General features: G+C 61.6%; 21 protein-coding genes. 6 read left to right on the forward strand and 15 right to left on the reverse strand.

Going from position 1 to position 20,468, the window contains the following annotated elements:
• The first annotated feature begins 24 nt into the window (after nt 1-24).
• Both HMPREF3120_RS09390 and HMPREF3120_RS09395 read left to right on the forward strand, forming a co-directional pair.
• Nucleotides 25-864 (forward strand): DUF418 domain-containing protein, encoded by an 840-nt coding sequence (locus tag HMPREF3120_RS09390; protein WP_070452641.1) that lies wholly within the window; start codon nt 25-27, stop codon nt 862-864.
• A complete protein-coding gene (locus HMPREF3120_RS09395) occupies nt 845-1,696 on the forward strand; it encodes a trypsin-like serine protease (RefSeq protein WP_070452644.1) in 852 nt (283 codons plus the stop codon). The genes HMPREF3120_RS09390 and HMPREF3120_RS09395 overlap by 20 nt, the downstream gene beginning before the upstream one ends.
• Before the next feature lie 52 nt (nt 1,697-1,748).
• On the opposite strand, the gene HMPREF3120_RS09400 is transcribed toward HMPREF3120_RS09395, so the two are convergent.
• The 4 genes from HMPREF3120_RS09400 to HMPREF3120_RS09415 form a co-directional block, all read right to left on the reverse strand.
• Nucleotides 1,749-2,297: a DUF488 domain-containing protein gene (locus tag HMPREF3120_RS09400; RefSeq protein WP_070452765.1), complete on the reverse strand. Its 549-nt coding sequence runs from the start codon at nt 2,295-2,297 to the stop codon at nt 1,749-1,751.
• A 20-nt stretch (nt 2,298-2,317) separates the two neighbouring features.
• A complete protein-coding gene (locus HMPREF3120_RS09405; protein WP_070452648.1) occupies nt 2,318-3,844 on the reverse strand; it encodes an HNH endonuclease signature motif containing protein in 1,527 nt (508 codons plus the stop codon).
• 82 nt (nt 3,845-3,926) lie between these two features.
• The gene (locus HMPREF3120_RS09410) at nt 3,927-5,021 is read right to left on the reverse strand and encodes a hypothetical protein (protein ID WP_070452651.1); all 1,095 of its coding nucleotides are present in this window, start codon (nt 5,019-5,021) and stop codon (nt 3,927-3,929) included.
• A 37-nt stretch (nt 5,022-5,058) separates the two neighbouring features.
• Complete coding sequence (locus HMPREF3120_RS09415) at nt 5,059-5,538, reverse strand: DUF1707 SHOCT-like domain-containing protein (protein WP_070452654.1); 480 nt, start codon at nt 5,536-5,538, stop codon at nt 5,059-5,061.
• 51 nt (nt 5,539-5,589) lie between these two features.
• Here HMPREF3120_RS09415 and HMPREF3120_RS09420 point away from each other — a divergent pair, with 51 nt between their 5' ends.
• Nucleotides 5,590-6,363 (forward strand): MerR family transcriptional regulator, encoded by a 774-nt coding sequence (locus HMPREF3120_RS09420; protein WP_070452657.1) that lies wholly within the window; start codon nt 5,590-5,592, stop codon nt 6,361-6,363.
• Nucleotides 6,364-6,419: 56 nt separating this feature from the next.
• Here HMPREF3120_RS09420 and HMPREF3120_RS09425 read toward each other — a convergent pair whose 3' ends face one another.
• The 5 genes from HMPREF3120_RS09425 to HMPREF3120_RS09445 all read right to left on the reverse strand — a co-directional run bounded on the left by HMPREF3120_RS09425 (nt 6,420) and on the right by HMPREF3120_RS09445 (nt 10,892).
• A complete protein-coding gene (locus HMPREF3120_RS09425) occupies nt 6,420-7,172 on the reverse strand; it encodes an ABC transporter ATP-binding protein (RefSeq protein ID WP_070452660.1) in 753 nt (250 codons plus the stop codon).
• Nucleotides 7,173-7,176: 4 nt separating this feature from the next.
• Nucleotides 7,177-8,232: a FecCD family ABC transporter permease gene (locus HMPREF3120_RS09430; protein ID WP_168156424.1), complete on the reverse strand. Its 1,056-nt coding sequence runs from the start codon at nt 8,230-8,232 to the stop codon at nt 7,177-7,179.
• Between the two features lie 26 nt (nt 8,233-8,258).
• The gene (locus HMPREF3120_RS09435; protein WP_070421636.1) at nt 8,259-9,470 is read right to left on the reverse strand and encodes an ABC transporter substrate-binding protein; all 1,212 of its coding nucleotides are present in this window, start codon (nt 9,468-9,470) and stop codon (nt 8,259-8,261) included.
• 118 nt (nt 9,471-9,588) lie between these two features.
• Nucleotides 9,589-9,876 carry a hypothetical protein gene (locus tag HMPREF3120_RS09440; protein WP_141739419.1) on the reverse strand — a complete coding sequence of 96 codons (288 nt, stop codon included), beginning with the start codon at nt 9,874-9,876 and terminating at the stop codon, nt 9,589-9,591.
• A complete protein-coding gene (locus HMPREF3120_RS09445) occupies nt 9,873-10,892 on the reverse strand; it encodes a hypothetical protein (protein WP_070452666.1) in 1,020 nt (339 codons plus the stop codon). Before HMPREF3120_RS09445 ends, HMPREF3120_RS09440 begins: the two co-directional genes overlap by 4 nt.
• 38 nt (nt 10,893-10,930) lie before the next feature.
• On the opposite strand from HMPREF3120_RS09445, the gene HMPREF3120_RS09450 reads away from it, so the two are divergent.
• Complete coding sequence (locus HMPREF3120_RS09450; protein ID WP_070452669.1) at nt 10,931-11,422, forward strand: 2'-5' RNA ligase; 492 nt, start codon at nt 10,931-10,933, stop codon at nt 11,420-11,422.
• 16 nt (nt 11,423-11,438) lie between these two features.
• Here HMPREF3120_RS09450 and HMPREF3120_RS09455 read toward each other — a convergent pair whose 3' ends face one another.
• Nucleotides 11,439-12,215 (reverse strand): spermidine synthase, encoded by a 777-nt coding sequence (locus HMPREF3120_RS09455; protein ID WP_070452673.1) that lies wholly within the window; start codon nt 12,213-12,215, stop codon nt 11,439-11,441.
• 46 nt (nt 12,216-12,261) lie between these two features.
• Between HMPREF3120_RS09455 and HMPREF3120_RS09460 the strand changes: the two genes are divergently transcribed.
• Nucleotides 12,262-12,777, forward strand: coding sequence for a pyridoxamine 5'-phosphate oxidase family protein (locus HMPREF3120_RS09460; protein ID WP_070452676.1), 516 nt, complete (start codon nt 12,262-12,264; stop codon nt 12,775-12,777).
• Nucleotides 12,778-12,818: 41 nt separating this feature from the next.
• Here the strand turns inward: HMPREF3120_RS09460 and HMPREF3120_RS09465 are convergent, their stop codons facing one another.
• The 5 genes from HMPREF3120_RS09465 to HMPREF3120_RS09485 all read right to left on the reverse strand — a co-directional run bounded on the left by HMPREF3120_RS09465 (nt 12,819) and on the right by HMPREF3120_RS09485 (nt 18,496).
• Nucleotides 12,819-14,303, reverse strand: coding sequence for a DHA2 family efflux MFS transporter permease subunit (locus HMPREF3120_RS09465; RefSeq protein WP_246815461.1), 1,485 nt, complete (start codon nt 14,301-14,303; stop codon nt 12,819-12,821).
• 33 nt (nt 14,304-14,336) lie between these two features.
• Nucleotides 14,337-15,839, reverse strand: coding sequence for a DUF4185 domain-containing protein (locus tag HMPREF3120_RS09470; RefSeq protein ID WP_070452682.1), 1,503 nt, complete (start codon nt 15,837-15,839; stop codon nt 14,337-14,339).
• A 127-nt stretch (nt 15,840-15,966) separates the two neighbouring features.
• On the reverse strand, nt 15,967-16,386 hold the full coding sequence (locus tag HMPREF3120_RS09475) for a cupin domain-containing protein (RefSeq protein WP_070421628.1): 420 nt from the start codon (nt 16,384-16,386) through the stop codon (nt 15,967-15,969).
• A 53-nt stretch (nt 16,387-16,439) separates the two neighbouring features.
• Nucleotides 16,440-17,516, reverse strand: a complete 1,077-nt coding sequence (locus HMPREF3120_RS09480) for a hypothetical protein (RefSeq protein WP_070452684.1) — start codon at nt 17,514-17,516, stop codon at nt 16,440-16,442.
• A gap of 20 nt (nt 17,517-17,536) precedes the next feature.
• Nucleotides 17,537-18,496: a DUF808 domain-containing protein gene (locus HMPREF3120_RS09485; RefSeq protein ID WP_070452688.1), complete on the reverse strand. Its 960-nt coding sequence runs from the start codon at nt 18,494-18,496 to the stop codon at nt 17,537-17,539.
• A 216-nt stretch (nt 18,497-18,712) separates the two neighbouring features.
• Between HMPREF3120_RS09485 and HMPREF3120_RS09490 the strand changes: the two genes are divergently transcribed.
• Nucleotides 18,713-20,314 carry a peptide ABC transporter substrate-binding protein gene (locus HMPREF3120_RS09490; RefSeq protein ID WP_070421625.1) on the forward strand — a complete coding sequence of 534 codons (1,602 nt, stop codon included), beginning with the start codon at nt 18,713-18,715 and terminating at the stop codon, nt 20,312-20,314.
• The last annotated feature ends 154 nt before the right edge of the window (nt 20,315-20,468 follow it).

The following is a 20,468-nucleotide window of genomic DNA, read 5'->3' on the forward strand; positions in this document are numbered from 1 at the left end:
TCTGGTTGCGTAACTTCCACAGCCATGCAGACCCGAAACGTAGGAATCGACGCCGCCCGCGCGGTGGCACTCGTCGCCATGATGGTCGCGCACCTCACCGTCCAAGACGGCATCACCGCACAGGTGCTGTTCGGCTTCCCGGCCGCGCTGTTCGCCTTCATCGCCGGTGTCTCAATGGGGTACATGCGCGCCCAGCCCGCCGAGTTCATCGTGCGCGGCATCCTTCTGATCGCCCTGCACTTCGCGCTCGCCCCATTTTCGGGGTCGATCGTGGTGGTGCTCGGCACCATCGGGGTCTGCATGGCGCTGCTCGCCTGGGCGCCACGCTGGGACACGCCTTTGTTGCTGTGGCTCGCGTGCGCACTCACCTTTGGTTCGGCGGTGCTCGCGCCGTCGTCCTGGCCGTATCCGCTTTTGATGTGGGCCACGCTCATGATCGCCGGCATCCTGTTCAAGCGCCACATGCCGTTGTGGCCCGGCCTCGTGGTCGGCGGGGCGCTGTTTGCCCTGGATGTGGCGCTGCGCTGGACCACACCGTTGCCACCGCTTCTCGACGCCACCGGCCACACCGGAGGACTCATGGACGTTGTGGGCAGCGTGGGGGCGTCGATAAGCATCTGCGCCCTGTGCTGCCTGGCGCAGCGCTGGCTCGGATGGCTCGCCCCGCTGGGCCGGATGCCGCTGACCCTGTACTGCATCCACGTGCTCACCGCCGAGTGGCTCAACGTGTGGGTGACCCTGGGCGGCGCCATCGTGATCGCTTATGTATGGCTCGCGAAATTTAAGCGCGGGCCGCTTGAAACTGTAATTCGCCGCATCACCGCGGTAGTGAAGGAGAACAATCGTGAAAAAGTACGTAGCTAGCCTCGCCGTCGCAGGCGCCCTCGTCGCCCAGCCCGCATGGGCGATGGAAAGCACCACCTTCGCCGGTGATGCCGACGAGGCCAAGCCCGTGGTCTCCGTGCGTGTCGACGACTCCGACCCCGACGACGGCGTCTGCACCGGCACCGCCATCGACCCCCACTGGGTGATCACCGCCCGCCACTGCGTCGAGGCTGCCGCAAAGCCGGGCGGCTCGGTTCGCACCGGCCAGGGCGACGACCAGCGCGTCTACAAGGTCGACCGCCACGAGATCGCCCCGCGCGGCGACATCGCCCTGCTCCACACCGAAGAGGAAATGCAGCTAGACACGTTTGCAGAGGTTGCCGACGAGATCCCCGCTGGCGCAGTCAACATCTACGGCTGGTCCTCCGACGGCTCGGGCGGCTCCACCAAGCTGCCCTCCGCCGAGGCCGAGGTGCGTGGCGATTCCCCGCTCGCCCTTTTCGACGCCCCAACCGCCCTCGAGGTCGCCCTCAAGAACGGCGCCCGCATCCAGCCGGGCGACTCCGGCGGCGCCATCTTCGCCGACGGCAAGGTCGCTGGCGTCATGTCGGCCGGTCTGTTTGAGGATCCCGAGAACCCGACCGAGGAGGAAATGACCTCCAACGCCGCCGTCGCGGTGGCGCCGGTCGCTGAGCAGGCCGAGTGGATCCGCAGCGTTGTTGGTGGTGAGGCGGCAGACTCTTCCGCGACCGCCTCTCCGGAATCGCAGGCTGAGCCATCGGCGTCCTGGCGCAACGTCGCCATCGGTGTGGGCGTCTTGGCCCTCGTGGTTGCTGGCTTCCTGGTGCTGCTGCGTCGCCGTTCTAACTAATCGCACCCGCTAGCCACTCTCGCTAGAGCACAGGGTTAAAACTCGAGGTGTGCTACTCGGTTTCTTTCGCCGGGTAGCGCACCTTTTTGTCGTCGCCGACGGTGGCGCCGTCGTTGAGCTTCGCGGGGGTTAGGGTGGGGCCGTGCTGGGTCATGCCCATGATGTGCTGCACGTCGTCGCCGTGGGCGAGGAGGTGGTCGGCGATGATGCGACGGTGGCAGCGCCACCACACTGCTTCCGAGCACATGATCGCCGTTGGGGTTTCCGCGGCCTGGTCTCTGAGTTCTGCGAGGGCTTGCGCGAACTCGTCGCCGAGCGTGTGGTCCGCGTAATTGTGGAAGCTGCGGTTGCGCCAGTTTCCGTTGACCTCAAAGGGGATGGTCTTGGAGACGTTGCGCCGCCCGGTAAGGCCTTCGCTTCGGGAGTAGGCGATGCCGTGCTCGGGTAGGTGTGTGGCGAGGTGGTCGTCGTTGAACCAGGGGTACTTCCTGGAGCCGGGGAGTTTGCGCACGTCCACAATGGCGCGCACGCCGGAAGCCTCGAGCATGCCAGTGAACTGGTCAAACTCGAGGTTGGAATGGCCGACGGTGAAAATACGCATGCCTTCGAGGGTAGGCACCGTTAGGCACCTTTGGGCATCGGTGGGCTACCAGGTGGGTGGCCCGGTGGGTAAAAGGCAGGGTCGAGTGTCCCGGTCCGGGCGCAGTCGCATCTTCCTTTGGCTGCGTAAATTCTGCTGACTGCGGAGTGTTTCGCGGGTACTGATTGGTTGTATTTCAGCGGGTCAAAGGGGTGTTTTCGGTACCCGGCTTTGCCTGTTTGGGGGTCGTAATCCATGTACCCCTTGTTCAAGGAGCCGTCTCTGTTGTCGTTGTTGCACCTGTGGTGTTCGCGGCACAGTCCGGTGAGGTTTTCGATGTCCGTGTTGCCGCCCTTGATCCAGGCAAGGATGTGGTGGGCTTCGCACTCCGTCATTGGGGTGGTGCAGCCCAGCCAGGAGCACACGCCTTGGATGGCGAACATTGCGATGCGCTGTTCGACTGAGGCGAGTCGTGTGGTCCGGCCCATCCACAGTGGCACTGAGGTGACGCCGTCGACTTGGAGGAGGAAGTCGGTGGTTCCGTCCATGCCGAGGCGGATGAGGTCGAAGCAGTCGACTTCGATGCCGGTGTTGGTGTCGTAGAGCATGGAGGCGTCGCCGTCGGCAAGGTCGTCGAGCGTCATCGAGATCACTACCGAAGCCGCCCCACCGTTTTTCTTCTGGCAGTCCTGTTCGTACTGCTGGAAGATGGCGAAGAACTGGTCGAAGCGTCGCTGCCCAGGCGATCGGGTGTCCTTCTCGTCCTGGAATTCTGCAGGCAGGTTCGAGTTCGGTGCGAGGCCTCTATCAGCGTGCGCCTTGATCAACGCGGCGGCGCCGGCCGTGGCGGTGATGTGGATATCAACGGTGCCATCTGCTTTACGACGACCAAACGACAAACCACGGTTCTCATACCCCGCATTCGGATTGGAGTGGGGAGCGTGCTTCCGGTTCGCTTCAGCCACGGCGCGGCGGACGAACTGGCGGAGGTCTTCCGGGCTGCGCAGGAGCGCTTCGGCCATGGCGTCGGCGTAGATGCGGGTGTGCTCACCGGCGGCGGCCTTGAGCAGCTTGTCCAGTTCGCGCCGGATGATGTCTTGCTTTTCGGCGCTGACTTGGGAGGAGTTCTTGCGGGCGTCGTCTTGCTGCTGCTTCTGACGGTCCTGCTGCTCCTGCTCCTGTTGGTCCTGGTGGTCCTCGTCTGCGGCACCAAAGAGGTCGTCATCCTGGTCTTCCTCAACCGGGGGAGCGGCAGGTTCCGGCGGTGGGCCGAACAGCAGGCGTCCGCGCTCGAGGCGGTTGTAGGCTTCGCCCTTCGACAGGTCGAGGTACTGCTGTAGGTATGCGTTGGGGTAGTTGGCGCCGACGATGCGGCCGGCGTCGTCGCGTTCGGCAATAAAAGCGAATGCGGCGTCAATGGTTGCCTTCTTTTTAAATTGTTCTTCTAGGCGTTCCATGTCGCGGCGGATGTCGTTGAACGCGAGGGCGGAGGGGTCGTCGAAAAGCGTGCTCAATGTGTGAAGCGCAGCGGAAATCTCGTTGACGCATTGGGTGATGGTGCTGGTCATGGCCCCTCCTTTCGTGAGTTGCCATAAACCTATCAACTCCTCACGACATCAACCCGGCACATTCGAACAGGGTTTCGAACAATTAGAGAATCTCCACACTCTCGTAGCGCCCAACGCGAAGCGCACCCATTGGCATTCCAGCGTCGGTCTGGAAGTGCATGTACTGCGGCGCAACGATCAGTCGGGCGCGTTGTCCAACGACCTTCTCCCACTCGACGTTTTGGAGGTACTGGTGGCCACGGGCGCCGATCTCCCGACGCCCCAGGGCCACGGAATCCGTGGACTTTGTGTACACGGAACCGGCGTGGTTGTAATCCGTGAACTCCTGGGGAGAATCCAGCTCAAGCAGGAAGTATTCACTCGAGGAGTCTTCACCATTTGGCATGCCTTCAGGTTGCAGCTCGGCACCAGTTTTCATCACCACAGTGCCCTCGATGGTCACGTCCTCGCCACCGACGCGCTCGACAGTGCTTTCCTCCAGGTGAACGGTGAGTTCGCCAGTTTCAAGCGGCGCTCGGTCTTCAAGTGTCATCCAGTCAATGACCAGGTGTAGCGGAGACGAATTCATAGCGCTGAAACCAGAGGATTCCTGCGATGCAACCAACGAGGCGCCCTCCAGATCTACCCAGGTACTTTGGCCCTCGCCCGTGCCCGAAGAGTGCGTGGTCTGGTACAGGCCACGCCCAAGTTGGGAGGCAAAGAGACCGGCTCGGAAGCCGCCGGCTCCAGCGGCGCCGTATACGAGTGATTGGTCAGCAACTTCCAGCGCCCCACCGTCCGTGGTGAACACCAAGACACTGGCATAACGGTCCGAGTACATGTTGTCGCCCCACTGGCTGAGCAGCAGTTCCGGGTTGCCGCCACCGTTGGCTTCAACGAGCGCGTAGTTGTAATTGCCGTTCAGCGTGAAATCTAATTCGCCATCCGTGGCCAGCGGAACCTCGAAATCCTGCTCGCCTGGCGCGTCGAGGACTTTCTCGTACAGCTCGCGCCAATTGCTTGTCGACGGCCCCTTCTCACCATCCGGATCATCTTCCCCTTCAACCTCCGAGCCATCGGGGTTGACCCACTTCACAGAGGTAACCACCACGGTCTCCCTGGAATCCCCACCCGCGCAGGCGGAGACGAACGCAACGGAACTGGCAGTAACAAGCGCGAGCGCGCGACGCAACATCATGCGCCAACTCTAACCGCCGTGCACAGGAAATATCCGGCTATTTCCCAAGTTCTTTGCGACGCTCGTAGGCCAGCTTGAGCCGTTCAGCACGCTCTTTCTTGTCCTTTTCCAGAAGCTCCTCGAGGACCTCGTCTTCCTCTTCGGAGATATCGAATATCGCGTACCAGGCGATCATCAGTGCGCCCATCACGGGCCACACCACCCAGGCGTAATCGAGGTCGACGAAAAACGTGATGAAACCGAGGACGCCCGTTGCCGTCATGGCCGCATCCATCTTCTTCTTTGCGGAGAGTTTGCGTTCCAGCTCCATCTCCGAAGCGGACGGTTGTGCTGGTGTTGCGGGTTCGGCCGGGAGGTCGTCGAAAAGCGTGGCTAACTCGCCTCGTGTGCGCGCTACTGCAGCCTGCCCTGTGCGTTCTTCGAACTCGCGCACGTCGAGGTAGCCGTCGGCGAACAGTGTGCCCAACCTGTCCAGGGCTGCTGAGCGCTCCGAATCGCCTACACGCACATCGTCCATGTTCGCCTCCAATTTGTGCTTGCCCCTGCGGCAACCTGTTCAATCACATGCATGACAGAGGATAACGAGTACACGATCGGCGAAGCAGCACAGGCGCTTGGCGTATCCACGAAAGCCCTACGCCACTGGGAAACCCTCGGGCTCATCGAACCGGAGCGCACGTGGGCGGACCACCGCATCTACACCGACGCGGACCTCGAGCGAGGTGCAGCTATCGCACTCTACCGCGGCGTGGGCGTGCCACTCGCGGAGATCGCGTCGCTTCTCGACGCCTCCCCGCACACGCTCGCAAGCGCCCTTAAACATCACAAGCAAGCACTTGCTTCTCGACGAGACGCCCTCGAGGAACAACTCGCCTCTGTCGAACAACTCATCAACGAATCAACACAAGGAGCGATCAACATGGACGCAATGAAGAAGTACCTCGGCGAGAACATGCCCGCCTACCAGGAGGAAGCACAGCAGCGCTGGGGCGATACGCCCGAGTGGGCGCAGTCCCAGGAGAAGCTGGCGCAGATGGGGGACGGCGACTTCAAGCGCCTCCAGGAAGAGCAGGACGCGCTGGCTAAGGACCTAGTCGCGGCCCGCGATGCCGGCGTCGCACCTGGTTCCGAGGAGGCCGAGGCGTTGGTGGAGCGCCACCGCGCGAGCATCGGCCAGTGGTACGACGTCACCCCGGCGCGCCAGCTCATCCTGGCCCGCATGTACGTCGGCGACGACCGCTTCCACGCCGCCTACGATGGCGCGCAGGATTACCTGCTCGAACTGATCACCGCGCACGCAAAGAATGCCGGCGTGGATGTGGACAACCCGCAGTGGGGGTAATCCGTATCTTCAACTCCCATGATTGCCCCGGACCTGCCCTGGATCTGTGCCGGCACCTACACCGGGCAAATGACAGGAACGTTGCCGTCGTGGAGAACTTTGGCGCGGATGCCGTAGACCTGCTCCAACAGTTCGGGTGTGAACGCATCGTTGGGGGAGTCGTGGGTGATCGTCTTGCCGCCTTTCATAACGAGTAGCTCGTCGCAGTAGCGGGCAGCGAGGTTGAGGTCATGGATGGCGACGATTGCCAGCTTGTCGGTGCCTGCGATGACCTCTCGGACCAGCTGGAGGACGTCGACTTGGTGGCGGAGGTCGAGGGCGGAGGTGGGCTCGTCGAGAAGCAAGATGCGAGGCTCGCGTACCAACATCTGTGCGATGCCGACGAGTTGTCGCTGGCCGCCTGACATGGCGGACATCATGCGGTCTGCAAGCGCTGTGATTCCGAGCCGGCTCATGATGCGTGCTGTGGCTTCGACGGGATTTTCGGTGGAGCCACCGCCGCGCCGGGCTGCGATCACGATGGACTCGAACGCGGTCAGCGAAGCTCCAGTGAGCAGATCCTGTGGTACATAGCCGACGACGTGAGGGCGGTTAGCGTCGGAGACAGTCGCACCGTCGAGAGTGATTGTGCAGGTGCCGGACGTTGGCGTTTTAATGCCTGCCAGGGTCTTGATCAGCGTTGATTTTCCGGCGGCGTTTGGGCCGAGCAGGCCGATTACGTTGCCTTCAGTTAGCGGGCCGAACGACATGGAGTCGAGGATGGTGCTGCGCCCGTATTTCACTGTCAGGTCGTCTACTTGGACTGCCATGGTTTCAGCCTTTCCGCCGGTTGCGGGTGAAAATGAGGAAGATGAAGAATGGCACGCCGACGAGCGCCGTGATGATGCCGATCGGGATCGCCACGCCCGGGATAATGGAAAGGGATACGGCGTAAGCGACGCTGAGCAGCATTGCCCCAGCTGCAGCTGAGGCGGGTAGGAAGAACTTTTGGTCTTCGCCGACCAGCATCCTGGCCACGTGCGGGCCGACGAGACCGATAAAACCGATGATGCCGGTGAACGCCACCGAGGCTGCTGCGAGCACTGAAGCGACGAGCAGGGTGGTGATGCGGAGGCGGGCGACATTGATGCCGAGGGCGGCGGCTCGGTCGTCGCCAAGTCGAAGCGCTGTAAGGCGCCATGAATTGGCAACGCAAAACGGGATGGCGACTGCAATAACCACGGCAAGAATGGACGTGGTGGTCCAGTTCGCGCGTTGCAGCGAGCCCATTGTCCAGAACACAATCTGTTGGAGCGCTTCGGTGTTCGCGCCGTATTGCAACAGCGAAAGTAGCGCCTGGAAGAGGAACGATAGGGCGATGCCGAGCAGGATCATCGACTCGGCGTTCGCACCTTTCCACACTGCGGCCGCAGCAACGATGGCGACTGCGACAAGTGCCGACAATGCTGCGGTGAACGCCAAGTTGAGTTGAGCGTTCGGCAACACCACCCAGCCGATGACGATGGACATTGCCGCGCCGAAGGCTGCCGCTGCGGAGATACCGAGGGTGAACGGTTCCGCTAGTGGGTTGTCCAGGATTGTCTGCATCTGCGCGCCTGCGAGCGACAGTGCTACGCCGACGAGGACTGCCATGATCGCAGCCGGAAGGCGTAGGGTGCGGATGACGGTGCGCGTTTGCTCGTCGACAAGTTCAGGGCGGAAAACCGCATTCCAAACCTGGCCGAGCGAAATGTCCAACGGACCGACGATGACTGCGATGAGGAAGCTCACAACCGCGGCGAGGGTGAGCCCCGCAATCGCGATTGCTTTGCGACGACCCCGTTGCCGGTACGTCGCAATCGCCTCCATTGCCTCTGTCTCGTCATACATGACTGGAGGTGTTACCGCTGTAGCCATTAGGAGTTAGCGTCCGACGCGTTGACAAAGAAGGTGCCGCTGTAGTCGTACGGCAGCCATTCGTCGTGGAACTCTTCGAACTCTTTTGCCGGATCGAGGTCCTTGAACTCCTCGGGGTGCAGCCACTTCGCAATCGCTTCGAGGGCGAACACGTTGAACGGGTTGTCGTAGAACTGGTGGTAGATGGCGTAGTAGTTGCCGTTCTTCGGGGCGTCGAGCAGCTCGATGCCGGGGATCTCCAACGGACCAGAGCAGGTTTTAAGTGCTGTGTTGGCGTCGGCCTGGTAGCCGAGTTCGACATGCTGGAACTGCTCGGTCTTGTTCGGATCGCGGGCCCACTCACCACCAGTGACGATGAGCTTCTCCGGGTTGATCTCTACCAGCTTCTCTGCGGTGAGCTTTGGAGAGTCAACGCTGATGACATCAGGTCCGAGGTTATGCCCGCCTGCAGCGGTGACCAGGGTGCCCAGGTGGACATCGCCTGCGACGTTGCAGCAGTCGGTGAACCCAGCTGCGGTCCATACCAAGGTGTCGGGGCGGTCCTTGATGGTTGCGACGCGGTCTGTCACAGTGCGGACCTTAGTGTCGTAGAAGTCGTTGAACTTCGCTGCCCGATCTTCTTTGTCCAGCAGGGCGCCGAGCAGGGACATGGAAACGGTAGTGTTTTCCAGTGGCTTTTGGCGGAAGTCGATGAAGGCGTACGTGATCCCGGCGGCGTCCATGTCCGCCAGGAAGCCGCTTTCTTCGGTGGCCTTCTTCTGGTCGAGCGTCATGATGACTACGTCCGGATCCTGTGCGAGCAGGTTTTCCACCGTGACGTCACCCTTTTGAATCGAGCCGATCATGGGCATGTCGATGGCTTCCGGGAACTGCTGGAAAAGCTTCTCGCGGAATGCGGGTGCGGCTTTAAACAGGTCTTGGCCGTAGGCGACGATGTTGTCGAATGGGTCATCTTGCAGAGCAGAGGTAGCAAAGACTGCGCGTCCTTCGGCGAGGACGATGCGGTCGGGGTGCTCGTCGAATTCGAGAGTGCGTCCCGCAGCGTCTGTGACGTGGACGCTACCGTCCGCCTTGCGTGTCGAGGACGCCGTGGCGGATGTCGCCGACGTTGCGGTGGTGTCTTGTGGTTGGGTCTCGCCGGAGCATGCGACGAGGCCGAGAACTGTTGCAGCGGAGACAATGGCTACCCCTGCGCGCTGGATGAGCTTCAACCCAGTACCTTTCTAAACATTGATTAGGCTTACCTTACAAGCCTTGGAGGTAAGGTAAGGCACGCCTGGCTTGGCGTCAAGTGTCTGGGGGTGAGTTAGGGGGACGCTGGGGAATCGCCTAGAGCGCCCCGTGCTCCAACACGAGGTCGGCGAAGTCCAGGTCGCCGTCGGGCATGGCGACCTCGGCCACGTACAGCAGGCTGAGTGCGTAGTGGCGCGGGCAGAACAGCAACGTCTCACCTGCGTGTGCGTTTCCGTGTTCGGGGCAGGGATAGGACACGAAGTACTGTGCGGTGTCGCCACACGGCGCGTTGGTCCAGTTGCAGCCCTTGTGGGACCAGCCGTCGTCGGTGTCCATCGGTGGCAGCGAATCGACGGTGTCGGTGGTAAAGCGTGTGCTCATCATTTACCCCCAATGGCTTCGAGTGCGGTCGCGATTGCGGCGTCGATTTCGGCGTCGGTGTGCGGGCTGGAGTCGTCGGCAAGATGCCCCCACCTGCGCTGGAATCGTTCCTGGAGTTCGTGGCGTTTGGCGTACGGCCCCTGGTGCCTATTTTCGACGACCACACTTCCCCCGTTGTTATCCACCGTGATGTACAGCAGCGTGGCGTCAGGGGAGACCTTGAGCATGAAGTTCAGGTCGGGAAAGCACAGTGCCCACCAGTTGTACTCAGCCGACGGTTCGAAGGTGACGTATTCGGGCAGGTCGGAGATCCGGTACGCGGTCGCCGCACCGCACTGGGTTGGCTGGGTGCTTGCGGCGGCGTCCATGTACTGGGCGTAGACGTAGGAGGCGTAGCCCATGTCCTGGAGGATCTCGTACCACTGGTTTGGCTCGATCGAGGTGGTGTAGGGGCCTGGGGAGTATGCGTCGGGGTGGCCGGTATCGGCAATCAGACTGGCATCCCCAAGCCCGGTTTGTGTCGCATTGCCCGGCCAGGACAGCTCGCGTACCTCGACTCGCACTGGGCTGGAGGAAAGGACACGGTTGAGGTAGTCCTCGCAGGCCTTCGGGTCGGCGAACGCTTCCAGGCGCACCGGGGTGTAGGACACCTCGACCACGTTGTGCTCGGCGCGCTGAAGTTCGGAATCCAGATCGTCGCCGTGCCAGCGCGGATCCTGCCGGTCGGCTTCGCGCCCGCAGCCGTCGAGGTAGACGATGGCGTCGTACCACTCCAGAAGCGTTACCGGCCGCTGCGGCAGCTCGGGGATATCGGGCGTGACCACACCGTTGATGGTCACGGACTCCACGGTGTCGTCCTCGCCGAGGCGCAAGCCGTACACCGCGTCGCTGCCGGTGTAGGTGCGGGCGTGGATCTGCCAGGTGTCGCCTATAAGCGAAAAGTCCCCCGGTGAAACCTTGGATAAATACGACGGAACGTAATCGGGTGCGGCGGCCAGCGCGCGCTCGAAAGGATTCATGCAGCCACAATACGCATGTAAATAGGTACGCTACTGGCGTGTCACCCGAGAATATTTTGTTGCGCATCCCGGAGGAGGAAGAACGCGCAGTCCGGAAGATCTACGCGGACCTCGCAGCGCGCGGCTTCCCGCAACAGCACCAACGGCCGCACATCTCGGTGACCTTCGCCCCGACCATGCACCGCAACGCCATCGGGGAGGCGGCAGTCATCCTGCCGCCAGAATTGCCAGCTGCTTTACGACGAACCGGGGTCGTCGTCTTCGGCACCAAATCCAAACAAACCGTGGCCTGGCTGCTTGAAGCCCCCGAATCCCTCGACACGGCAGCCCAGCGCGTCAGCGCCGCCAACCCGGACGGTCGCGGCGCCCGCTGGATCCCGCACCTGACCATGGGACTGCGTATTCCCAAGGCCATGGTGCCGGACTACATCGCAGCGTTAGCCGAGGTCACATCCCCGCACTTCAAAGAACTCACCGCGGAATACGCCGCGCTCTACCAGCCGTCGCTGGGCACTGAGTTACGGCTCTGAAGTCCCTTGCGGTGGGTTAGTCGTGGTGGGGCGGGGTGTCGTCGATAAGCAATTGCCCCAACTTCGACGGCACGTCAGCACAACACCGCAACGGCTGATCAGACGCCGCGACCACCACGTTGCCGTACGCGCCGCCGGCGAGCACCGGCGCACTTGCCGCGACCATGGTGTGGCGAAACACCTCGCTCAAACCCGCTAATTCCGCACGCGTGCGTGCAAGACCAGCGGCATCTCCAATGTTCGCCACAAACAACCCACCTGGACACAACGCTCGATGTACTGCCCGATAAAACTCCACCGTGGTTAGTGGGCGGGGCGTGTCCGGGCCAGCGAACACATCGCGCACAATCACATCCACCGAACCTTCCAGCAACGCATGCGTAAACGCGCGCGCCTCCGCCACCTTGATCGCCACCGGCGGATCAAACGCATCGCGCACCAACCGCGCCAACTGACCATCCAGCTCCACCGCAACGTTGCTGCTCGGCCACCGATGCTGCACATAACTCGGCAACGCACACCCCGCAGCACCCAGATGCACCGCAGCAAACGGCGCGAGGGGCCGGTCCTCCACAAACCCCTGGATAAACCCCGCGATCCACCGCATGTAGTCATACTCCAACACCTCGGGCGCGCCGGGCACCACATACGACGACGGGACGTTATTCACCTCTAACGTGTAGCCGCCGTCGCGGTCCGGATCCGCGATGATGGCCGCGTGGCCTGAAGCAATAGGGTAGGTGCCCGTGATGCGTCGCTTTGGCGCACGAGGTTTACGCCGTGGGGAGTTCATAAGGGATATACCAGCACAGGGTCGGACCAGTTGTTACGATCGCTGCATGATCTACTTGTCGCAGGATTATATCGGTGAGCTACCCAAGCAACATATCTCGCTGGGAAAGTTTGATCCCGACAATATTCCTGCGGACCCGAACGAACTGTTTGCCACGTGGTTTAAAGAAGCCGTTGAGAACGAAGTCGGCGACCCTACTGCGGTCACCGTGGCCACGGTGGACGACAACGGTCAGCCCGATGCGCGAGTCGTCGACCTTCTGTACCTCAACTCCGACGGCTTCCACTTCGGAACCGCGACAGGAACGGCCAAGGTGGACCAGCTTGAGAAGAGCTGGGCCGCTGCGCTGAATTTCTGGTGGCAGCCCATGCGCCGGGCAGTGCGCATCCGCGGCGCTGCGTCGCGCGTTGTCGATGGTGACCGCTTCAACCTCTGGCGGGTGGAGCCGAACCACTTCGAATTTTTCAACCTTTGGGACGACCGCTCGAACTCGGATCGCGTGGCCTACGTGCTCAATGACCACGGTGACTGGGACCGCGTTCGCATCATGCCGCGCCCTTAAGCGCACCAACCTAGGCGCTGTTCCGCTACGGTCCTACCTCTCTAGGCGCTGCCCCAGGACTTGGTTTTTGCAAAGAAGCAGGCAGTCAGAGCGCCGGCGGCAATAACGAGGCACGGCAACCAAATCGACGTTGCCATCGCAGCCGCAAACGGCTCGTGCAAAAACTCCGGCAGGGGGCCGGAAACCTGCGTTGGCGATGCAGTTGGCGATGCTGGCGGTGTCTCCGCAGCGCCGCCGTTCGCACCCGCGTGTATACCCAACCGCGAATCGAGCTGCGCGGACATCATCGCGGCAATTGCTGCTGATCCGATCACTGCACCAATTTGGCGGGTGGTGTTGTACACACTTGAACCGGCACCCGCCAACTTTGGGTCCAGGTTGCGGGTGGCAATCATGGAAAGTGGCCCCCACATCATCGAGTTGGCTACGCCGTACACCACCGAAATGGCATACATCCAGTTCGGGTCAACCCCAGGTGTTGTGATCAGTGCGGTTGCGCCGATGCTTAGCGCCGCCAGCGTCATTCCCGCTATGGCGAACGGCTTCGGGTCGTGCGTGTTAGTGAGTCTGCCGATGTACGGCGACAACACCCCGGAGACCAAGCCAGACGGCAAGATCAGCAATGCGGCGTGGGTGGGGGAGAGCTCGCCGACGGTTTGGATGTAGATCATCCACGGAATGACATAAGTGGATACCGCGAAGCCGACGGTGGAGATGGTGAAGGCGGCGAGGGAGAAGTTGCGGTCGTCGAAAAGTGCAAGCGGCACCAATGCGTTCGTGGATTGGCGTGACTGCCAGCGGAAGAAGAACACCATCGCAACAACGCCAACGACGAGCAGGGTCCACACGCGCCAGTCCCAGCCGAAGTGCTGGGCTTCCTGCACGCCGAAGACGAGGCAGAACATGCCAAGCGCACTGAGCACCACCCCGGGCCAGTCGAAGTGGCGGTTATTCTGCTCCAGCTTCGGCACAAATATCCAGGCCAGGATGAGGCCGATGATGCCGATTGGGACGTTGACGTAGAAGATCCAGGGCCACCCGGCGGCGTCGACAAGCACACCGCCCAGCAGAGGTCCGGTCACCGTGGCAAGGCCGGCAGTCGCACCCCACACACCCATGGCGCCGCCGCGTTCCTTCGGTGCAAACGTGCGGATCATCACCGACATCGTCTGCGGCGTTACCAGCGCGCCACCCAAACCTTGGAAGGCCCGGGCGGCGATGAGCGCAGCCGAACTTTCCGCCAACCCGCACGCCAGCGAAGAAACAGTAAAGATTGTCAGGCCGATCAGATAGATCGTGCGCGGCCCGAAGCGGTCCCCGAGACGCCCCGTGATCAGCAGCGGCACCGCGTAGGCGAGCAGGTAAGCACTGTTGACCCACAACACCTCGTTATAGGACGCCTCCAACCCGTCAGAGATTGCCGGGATGGCTACGGAGACGATGGTGGAATCCACCAAAATCATGAAAAAGCCCAGCATCATGCTCCACAGAGCAGGCCACGGCGAGCGCTTTACAGGGACAGTCACTGCCGAGATGATACTGGGCTTTCCCAGGGGTGGCTAGAGGCCGAGCATCTGTCGAATCTGAGGCGGAAGCATATCGACGACCTGCTGCGGGATCTGGTCCTTCACATACGGGAACACCAGCATGCCAGCCGCGCCAAGTGCGGCGACGACGCCCAACACGATGCCTGTGGTGCGCAGAGCGTCGTTGTCCTCGGAGGACAGGAGCGTCTCCGGCTTGCTCTGGACCAGGTTTTCCTCGGATTGCATGTCCGGAGTGTCGGTGGCGGCGTGCTCTTCGACCTCCAGGACCTTGTCGTCCTCGATAGCCTCATCCATGTCGATGCCGAAGAAGGTGTCCAGGCCCTTCACGTTGAACTGGGTGGACATGTAGCGGTCGTTCGTGCCGGTGTTCCACTGGGAGACGACGATGTCCATGTTGTCAATCGTGGACCCAGGCACGATGTAGCCGCCGTAAGGCTGCGACCAGTTCTTGGGATTTTGCGGCCTGAGCCAGGAGCCGTGCTTGGCAATCGTCGCCACGGGCACGTTGTCCCAGTTTTGCTCAAGCGTGTCGGAGATGCGTACCTCGATGGCCAGCTTCTCCTCGTTGAACATCACGAGCACCCAGTGGCCGTTGATGTAGCGCAGGTTCATCTCGCCGGCCTTGACACCGTCCGACAGAATTGGGGCAGCGACGTTGCTCCACTTCTTGTCGGCGTCGGGTTCGGAGTAGTCGTAGAGCTCCCACTTGCTGCGATCCGCAATGTCCTGCGGCTTAAAGCGCGAAAGGAAAACCTTTTCCTTGCGGGTGAAGGCACTCGACATCACGTACACGTAGCCGTCCGGGCCCTTCTCCCAGGTGATCAGGTCGCCGAGGCCTCCCGGAATGTAATTCGTTGGGGTTTTGGAAATCGACTTCCAGGTCTGGCCGTTGTCGGTGGACTTCCAGATCTCCGTGTAGAGCACGTTACCGATGCCCTTGTTCCACATGCCCTGCATGTACAAGGTGCCGTCGAGGTTGATCACATCCGACGGGATAAGCGTCAGGTTGTCGGTGTGGTGGTACGACACCAGGCTTTCCACTCGGCGTCCGTTGTTCAGGGGGCGGACGATTTCAATAAAACCGTCGTCGTTCATCTTCGCCACAACACCAACCGGGCTCAACCATTCGTTCTTGGGGCCCTTGATGGATTCGCGGAAGGAGTCGCCGAAGATCATGGCAAACTCCTTGCTGTTGTTCAGCGGCGCCATCGCACCCAGGTCGCCGTCCTTAAACCCGACGTGCTTCGAATACTTGCCCAGCACATCGTCCATCACCTGCACGATTGTGCCGTCGGGCATGGTCACAGGGTCGGACGCGCGCTTCTCAGGTGGTTTCGGGAAGGTGTAGGACTCGTTCGACGGCGATGAGGGGCGCGACGAGCCGGACGAACCAGACGAGCTAGAAGAGCTCAGGCTGGACTGGGCGTGCGCGGGGGCGCATACGGAACCGGCGAGAAGCAAGCTGCCTGCGGTGGTAGCACACAGCAAAGCGTTGCGACGAGAGGAGAAACGCATGGGAGGGCCTTCTTAAACAAAGATGTCGAATTGCGTGTGAATAAGCCCTTAGAATGTAGCAAACGAAAACGGCCCCGGCAGGTGCTCGGGGCCGTGACGTTATTACTGTACGTTGCCTGTGTTTGGCTTAGACAGCGTCGTGTTCATCCGGGTCGTTATCCGCGTCCGCCTTGGTTTCGTGGCGGGTGCCCGGCTTGTGCTCTGGCGGTGCGTAAATGGAGTACAGCTTTGCCGGCTTGTCGGACTCGTTGACAAAGTTGTGCCACTTGCCGCCCGGGACGAATGCTGCCCAATCATCCTTGATCACTTCGTCGACTTCGAGGTCGTCCTCGGATGCGCCGATCATTGCGCGCAGCTCGCCTTCTTCGAGGCGCAGGAACTGGTCATGACCGTCGTGGATCTCAGCGCCGATCTCGCCGCCCGGCGGGATGGTCATGACGGTCAGCTGCAGGAACTTGCCGGTCCACAGGGTGTCGCGGAACGCCTCGTTATCAAGCGTCGCCTTTTCAATGTCAACGACGTACGGATTCGGTCCATGGTCAGCCATGATCGCTCCTTAAACTTCGGGTTCGTTACGGTTCCCACCATAGGAGCTTTTGCTTATCGACGATGCCTTCCACCACGACGACGCTTCCGGTTCCGCCTCCTGAGCTGGACCTTCTCCACCTCGGTGAGGTAGCCCTCTGGGCGGTCGTTCTGCGCAACTCGTGTTGCGTCCGGGCGTTTCGCGGGCGCTGCGGGCGCTGTGGGCTTGTCGGGTGTTTCGGTCTCGTCGAGACGCGCGAACATCTCCGTCGGTGCGTCGAGCTCGTCTGGGCGGCCTTTGCCCTCAAGCGAGACATAGCGTGCGGTGTGCTTCGGGTGCACCGTGTCTTGGGGGTCGATCGCTGCGTCGCGCTCCACGGTGATGGCCCAGCTGCCGTCTGGAAAGTCGATCACTTGCCACGGCGTGATTTGGCGTGTCGGCGCCGCCGATAGCGGCGGGACGGTGTCGGTGCCTTCGTCCGGGCTTGCGGCATCCAGCGCCGCCATGCCGTCGAGCAGGATCGCGCGTGCCCAAAGGTTGCCGTGCTCGTAGGAGCGAACCCATTCGACGACCTCGGGCTCCGCAAGCGAGCCGAGCACCTTGCCATCCAGGGTCGCGACGGCGGTGTCGCCGAGCGCTTGCAATCCGACGAACCATTGGCCAGGGGAGCGGTGTGCTAGATCTGCCGCGTTAAATTCCCCTTCGGTGGTGTCGATGACCAACATGTCGCCGGCACGCAGGACAGTGGCGGTCTCAGGTGCGTTGTTGCGCGGAACCGCCAACTGGGGCTCGGGCAGCAACAAGTTGACCTCGAATTGGCCGATGTCGCGTTCCAACTTCACTGCCGCCAGGGCAACGGGTTTCAGGATTGAGGAGTGGACGCGCTCCACCTCGTCGAAAAGCGAACGCCACTGTGGCGAAACTTCCCCGAGCACTGGTCCAGCCAGCATGCTGTTTTGCGATGCTGCATTGTGTAGCCGCAAACGCCACGACGCGTTGAGGGGGTTCGCCTCAAGCACGACGGGCACGTAGGAGGTGCCCCGCTTACCAGCGAAATCCGAGAACAACGCCGCTTGGGAGACGTGATCTACGGGGATTTCAACGGCCGCACCCCATGTGGATGGAGCCAGTGGGTAAAGCTTTTGTGCCATGGGCGCATTGTAGGCGCAGCCTACGCAGCGTCCGTCGGGGCAGTCTCTTGGGAGCGCTCGGATGCGTCACCACCGCGCAGTTTGCCCACAGCAGTGACGATGCCGACGATGATGAAGCCGACGATCAGGCCAACGACGAGCGAGACGCCGGTGTCCACGAACCAGCCAAGCACACCGCCACCGACGAGTTCCTGACCCTTTTCGATGATGTGGTGTGGCCAGTCAATGCCGAAGACCTCGTCGAGGCCACGAACAATGAGGTGACCGCCGACCCAGAGCATCGCAACAGTGCCGATAACGCCGATGGTGCTAAGCACGTACGGCATGCCTTTCACCAGTGCGTGACCGGTTTTCGGTGCGTTGCCGCGCTTGATCATGCCGTGGCCGATGTCATCGATCTTCACTAGTAGCGCCACAGCGCCGTAGACGGCAAACGTGATGAAAATGCCAACCGCGAGCAGTACTGCGGCCTCTATCCAAATTGACTGGTCCTTGACCTCGTCCAACGCGATGATCATGATCTCCGCGGAAAGGATCAAGTCCGTGCGGATCGCGCTGTTGACCAGAGAATCCTCGTCCTGCTCTGTTCTATTGACCGCTTGTTCTTGCTGCTCCTCGGCGTCGGAGGAAAGCTTATGGGCGATCTTCTCCGCGCCCTCAAAGCACAGGTATGCGCCGCCAAGCATGAGGATCGGGACCAATGCCCACGGTGCAATCGCGTTGAGCAGCAGCGCGATCGGCAGAATAAACAGCAGCTTGTTGCGCAGGGATCCTTTGGTGATGCGCCAGATCATCGGAAGCTCACGCGCCGGAGTAACACCGGAGACGTATTGCGGGGTGACCGCGGCATCGTCGATTACAACCCCGGCTGCTTTCGTGGATGTTTTTGCGGTCAAGGTGGCGACATCGTCGACACTTGCCGCGGCTTGTCGTGCGATCAGTGCGACATCGTCGAGAAGTGCGAGGAGGCCACCGGCCATGAGGGTCCTTTCATACAGGTGCAACTGCTTTGCGACGCAAACGCCACGGGCCTCGAGTGTATTGCACGTACCTCCTGACACACGGTGCTCACAGCGTTTCAAAAGATATTTGTGAAACTTCGCACGGGCGACCGTCAAGTGTGGTGAAATACATGGACATCCAAATTGTGAGCCACGGGACATTCCTTGGCTCCATACTTGGTCGAAGGAGAACACATGCAACTGAAGAAGACAGCGGCGATTCTTGGCGCCGGTGCTCTGACGCTCGGTCTGGTCGCCTGCGGTGACTCAAACGATTCTGCAGACGGTGGCGCTGAAGGCACCAACAACGGCGGTGGCGACAACTACGTTCTTGTCAACGGCTCGGAGCCGCAGAACCCGCTCGTACCGGGCAACATCAACGAGACCGGTGGCGGCCGCATCATCGACCAGATCTTCGCAGGCCTGGTCTATTACGACGGCGACGGCGAAGTGCAAAACGATATCGCCGAGTCCATCGAGCCGGAAGGCGACGCAGGCTACCGCGTCACCCTGAAGGACGCGAAGTGGTCCGACGGATCCCCAGTCACGGCCAAGGACTTCGTCGACGCATGGAACTACACGGTAGAAAATTCGCTGCTCGGCGCGTACCACCTCGAGCCGATCAAGGGCTTCGAGGAGGGCAAGAAGCTCGAAGGCCTCGAAGTTGTCGACGACAAGACCTTCACCATCGAGCTGACCCAGCCGGAGTCTGACTTCCCGAGCCGCCTTGGCTACACGGCGTTCTTCCCGATGCACCCGTCCGCATACGACGACATCGAGGCGTACGGTGAGAAGCCGATCTCCAATGGCCCGTACACGCTGTCCGAGTGGAACCACAACCAGAACGCAGTTGTTGTCCCGAACGCTGAGTACGACGGCCCGCGCAAGGCCCAGAACGACGGCCTGGACTACGTCTTCTACGCGCAGCAGGACGCCGCCTACGCCGACCTGCTCTCCGGCAACCTGGACGTCCTCGACGCCATCCCGGACTCTGCATTCGCCACCTTCGAAGACGAGCTCGGCGACCGTGCAGTGAACCAGCCAGCAGCGATCTTCCAGTCCATGACGATCGGTGAGAAGGCCGACCACTTCAGCGGTGAGGAGGGTGCGCTTCGTCGTCAAGCAATCTCGCGTGCGATCAACCGCGAGGAGATCACGGCAACGATTTTCGACGGCACCCGCACCCCGGCCACGGACTTCACCTCCCCGGTGCTGCCGGGCCACTCCGACAGCCTCAACGGTGTTGAGGTACTGAAGTACGACCCGGAGGAGGCGAAGCGTCTGTGGGCTGAAGCCGACGCAATCGCACCGTTCACCGGCGAGTTCACCATCTCCTACAACGCTGACGGTGGCCACCAGGCATGGGTCGATGCTGTTGCGAACTCCATCCGCAACACCCTCGGCATCGAGGCAGTGGGCAACGCGTACCCGGACTTCAAGTCCCTGCGCGATGACGTGACCAACCGCACCATCGAAGGCGCATTCCGTACCGGCTGGCAGGCAGACTACCCGCTGCTGAGCAACTTCCTTGGCCCGTTGTACGGCACCGGCGCAGGCTCGAACGACGGCGACTACTCCAACGCTGAGTTCGACGACCTGCTGAAGAAGGCCAACGGTGCAGCAGACCAGGAAGCAGCCGTGAAGGACCTCAACGCGGCGCAGGAGATCCTGCTGAAGGATCTGCCAGCAATCCCGCTGTGGTACTCGAACCTGACCGGTGGCTACTCCGAGGACGTTGACAACGTTGTCTTCGGCTGGAACCAGGTGCCGCTCTACTACCAGATCACCAAGAAGTAACACCCCGCTGTTGGCGAATTAGATTCGCGACAACGGCAACGACCGCGCCGTCCACATCCCCCCTGGGTTGTGGCGGCGCGGTTTCTATTTTTCGGTCCGTTGGACCGCACGCGCGGGGCGGCCGGATTATGGGAGGTTACGTTTATTGTGGTGG

Origin of the sequence: Corynebacterium sp. HMSC11D10 (assembly GCF_001806995.1) — a bacterium.
In the GTDB taxonomy this organism is placed as follows: domain Bacteria; phylum Actinomycetota; class Actinomycetes; order Mycobacteriales; family Mycobacteriaceae; genus Corynebacterium; species Corynebacterium coyleae.

Coding starts and splice junctions, on each gene's coding strand:
- HMPREF3120_RS09390 (WP_070452641.1), top strand. CDS start 25: ATGCAGACCCGAAACGTAGGAATCGACGCCGCCCGCGCGGTGGCACTC.
- HMPREF3120_RS09400 (WP_070452765.1), bottom strand. CDS start 2,297: ATGCGTATTTTCACCGTCGGCCATTCCAACCTCGAGTTTGACCAGTTC.
- HMPREF3120_RS09405 (WP_070452648.1), bottom strand. CDS start 3,844: ATGACCAGCACCATCACCCAATGCGTCAACGAGATTTCCGCTGCGCTT.
- HMPREF3120_RS09410 (WP_070452651.1), bottom strand. CDS start 5,021: ATGATGTTGCGTCGCGCGCTCGCGCTTGTTACTGCCAGTTCCGTTGCG.
- HMPREF3120_RS09415 (WP_070452654.1), bottom strand. CDS start 5,538: ATGGACGATGTGCGTGTAGGCGATTCGGAGCGCTCAGCAGCCCTGGAC.
- HMPREF3120_RS09420 (WP_070452657.1), top strand. CDS start 5,590: ATGACAGAGGATAACGAGTACACGATCGGCGAAGCAGCACAGGCGCTT.
- HMPREF3120_RS09425 (WP_070452660.1), bottom strand. CDS start 7,172: ATGGCAGTCCAAGTAGACGACCTGACAGTGAAATACGGGCGCAGCACC.
- HMPREF3120_RS09430 (WP_168156424.1), bottom strand. CDS start 8,232: ATGTATGACGAGACAGAGGCAATGGAGGCGATTGCGACGTACCGGCAA.
- HMPREF3120_RS09440 (WP_141739419.1), bottom strand. CDS start 9,876: ATGATGAGCACACGCTTTACCACCGACACCGTCGATTCGCTGCCACCG.
- HMPREF3120_RS09445 (WP_070452666.1), bottom strand. CDS start 10,892: ATGAATCCTTTCGAGCGCGCGCTGGCCGCCGCACCCGATTACGTTCCG.
- HMPREF3120_RS09455 (WP_070452673.1), bottom strand. CDS start 12,215: ATGAACTCCCCACGGCGTAAACCTCGTGCGCCAAAGCGACGCATCACG.
- HMPREF3120_RS09460 (WP_070452676.1), top strand. CDS start 12,262: ATGATCTACTTGTCGCAGGATTATATCGGTGAGCTACCCAAGCAACAT.
- HMPREF3120_RS09470 (WP_070452682.1), bottom strand. CDS start 15,839: ATGCGTTTCTCCTCTCGTCGCAACGCTTTGCTGTGTGCTACCACCGCA.
- HMPREF3120_RS09475 (WP_070421628.1), bottom strand. CDS start 16,386: ATGGCTGACCATGGACCGAATCCGTACGTCGTTGACATTGAAAAGGCG.
- HMPREF3120_RS09480 (WP_070452684.1), bottom strand. CDS start 17,516: ATGGCACAAAAGCTTTACCCACTGGCTCCATCCACATGGGGTGCGGCC.
- HMPREF3120_RS09485 (WP_070452688.1), bottom strand. CDS start 18,496: ATGGCCGGTGGCCTCCTCGCACTTCTCGACGATGTCGCACTGATCGCA.
- HMPREF3120_RS09490 (WP_070421625.1), top strand. CDS start 18,713: ATGCAACTGAAGAAGACAGCGGCGATTCTTGGCGCCGGTGCTCTGACG.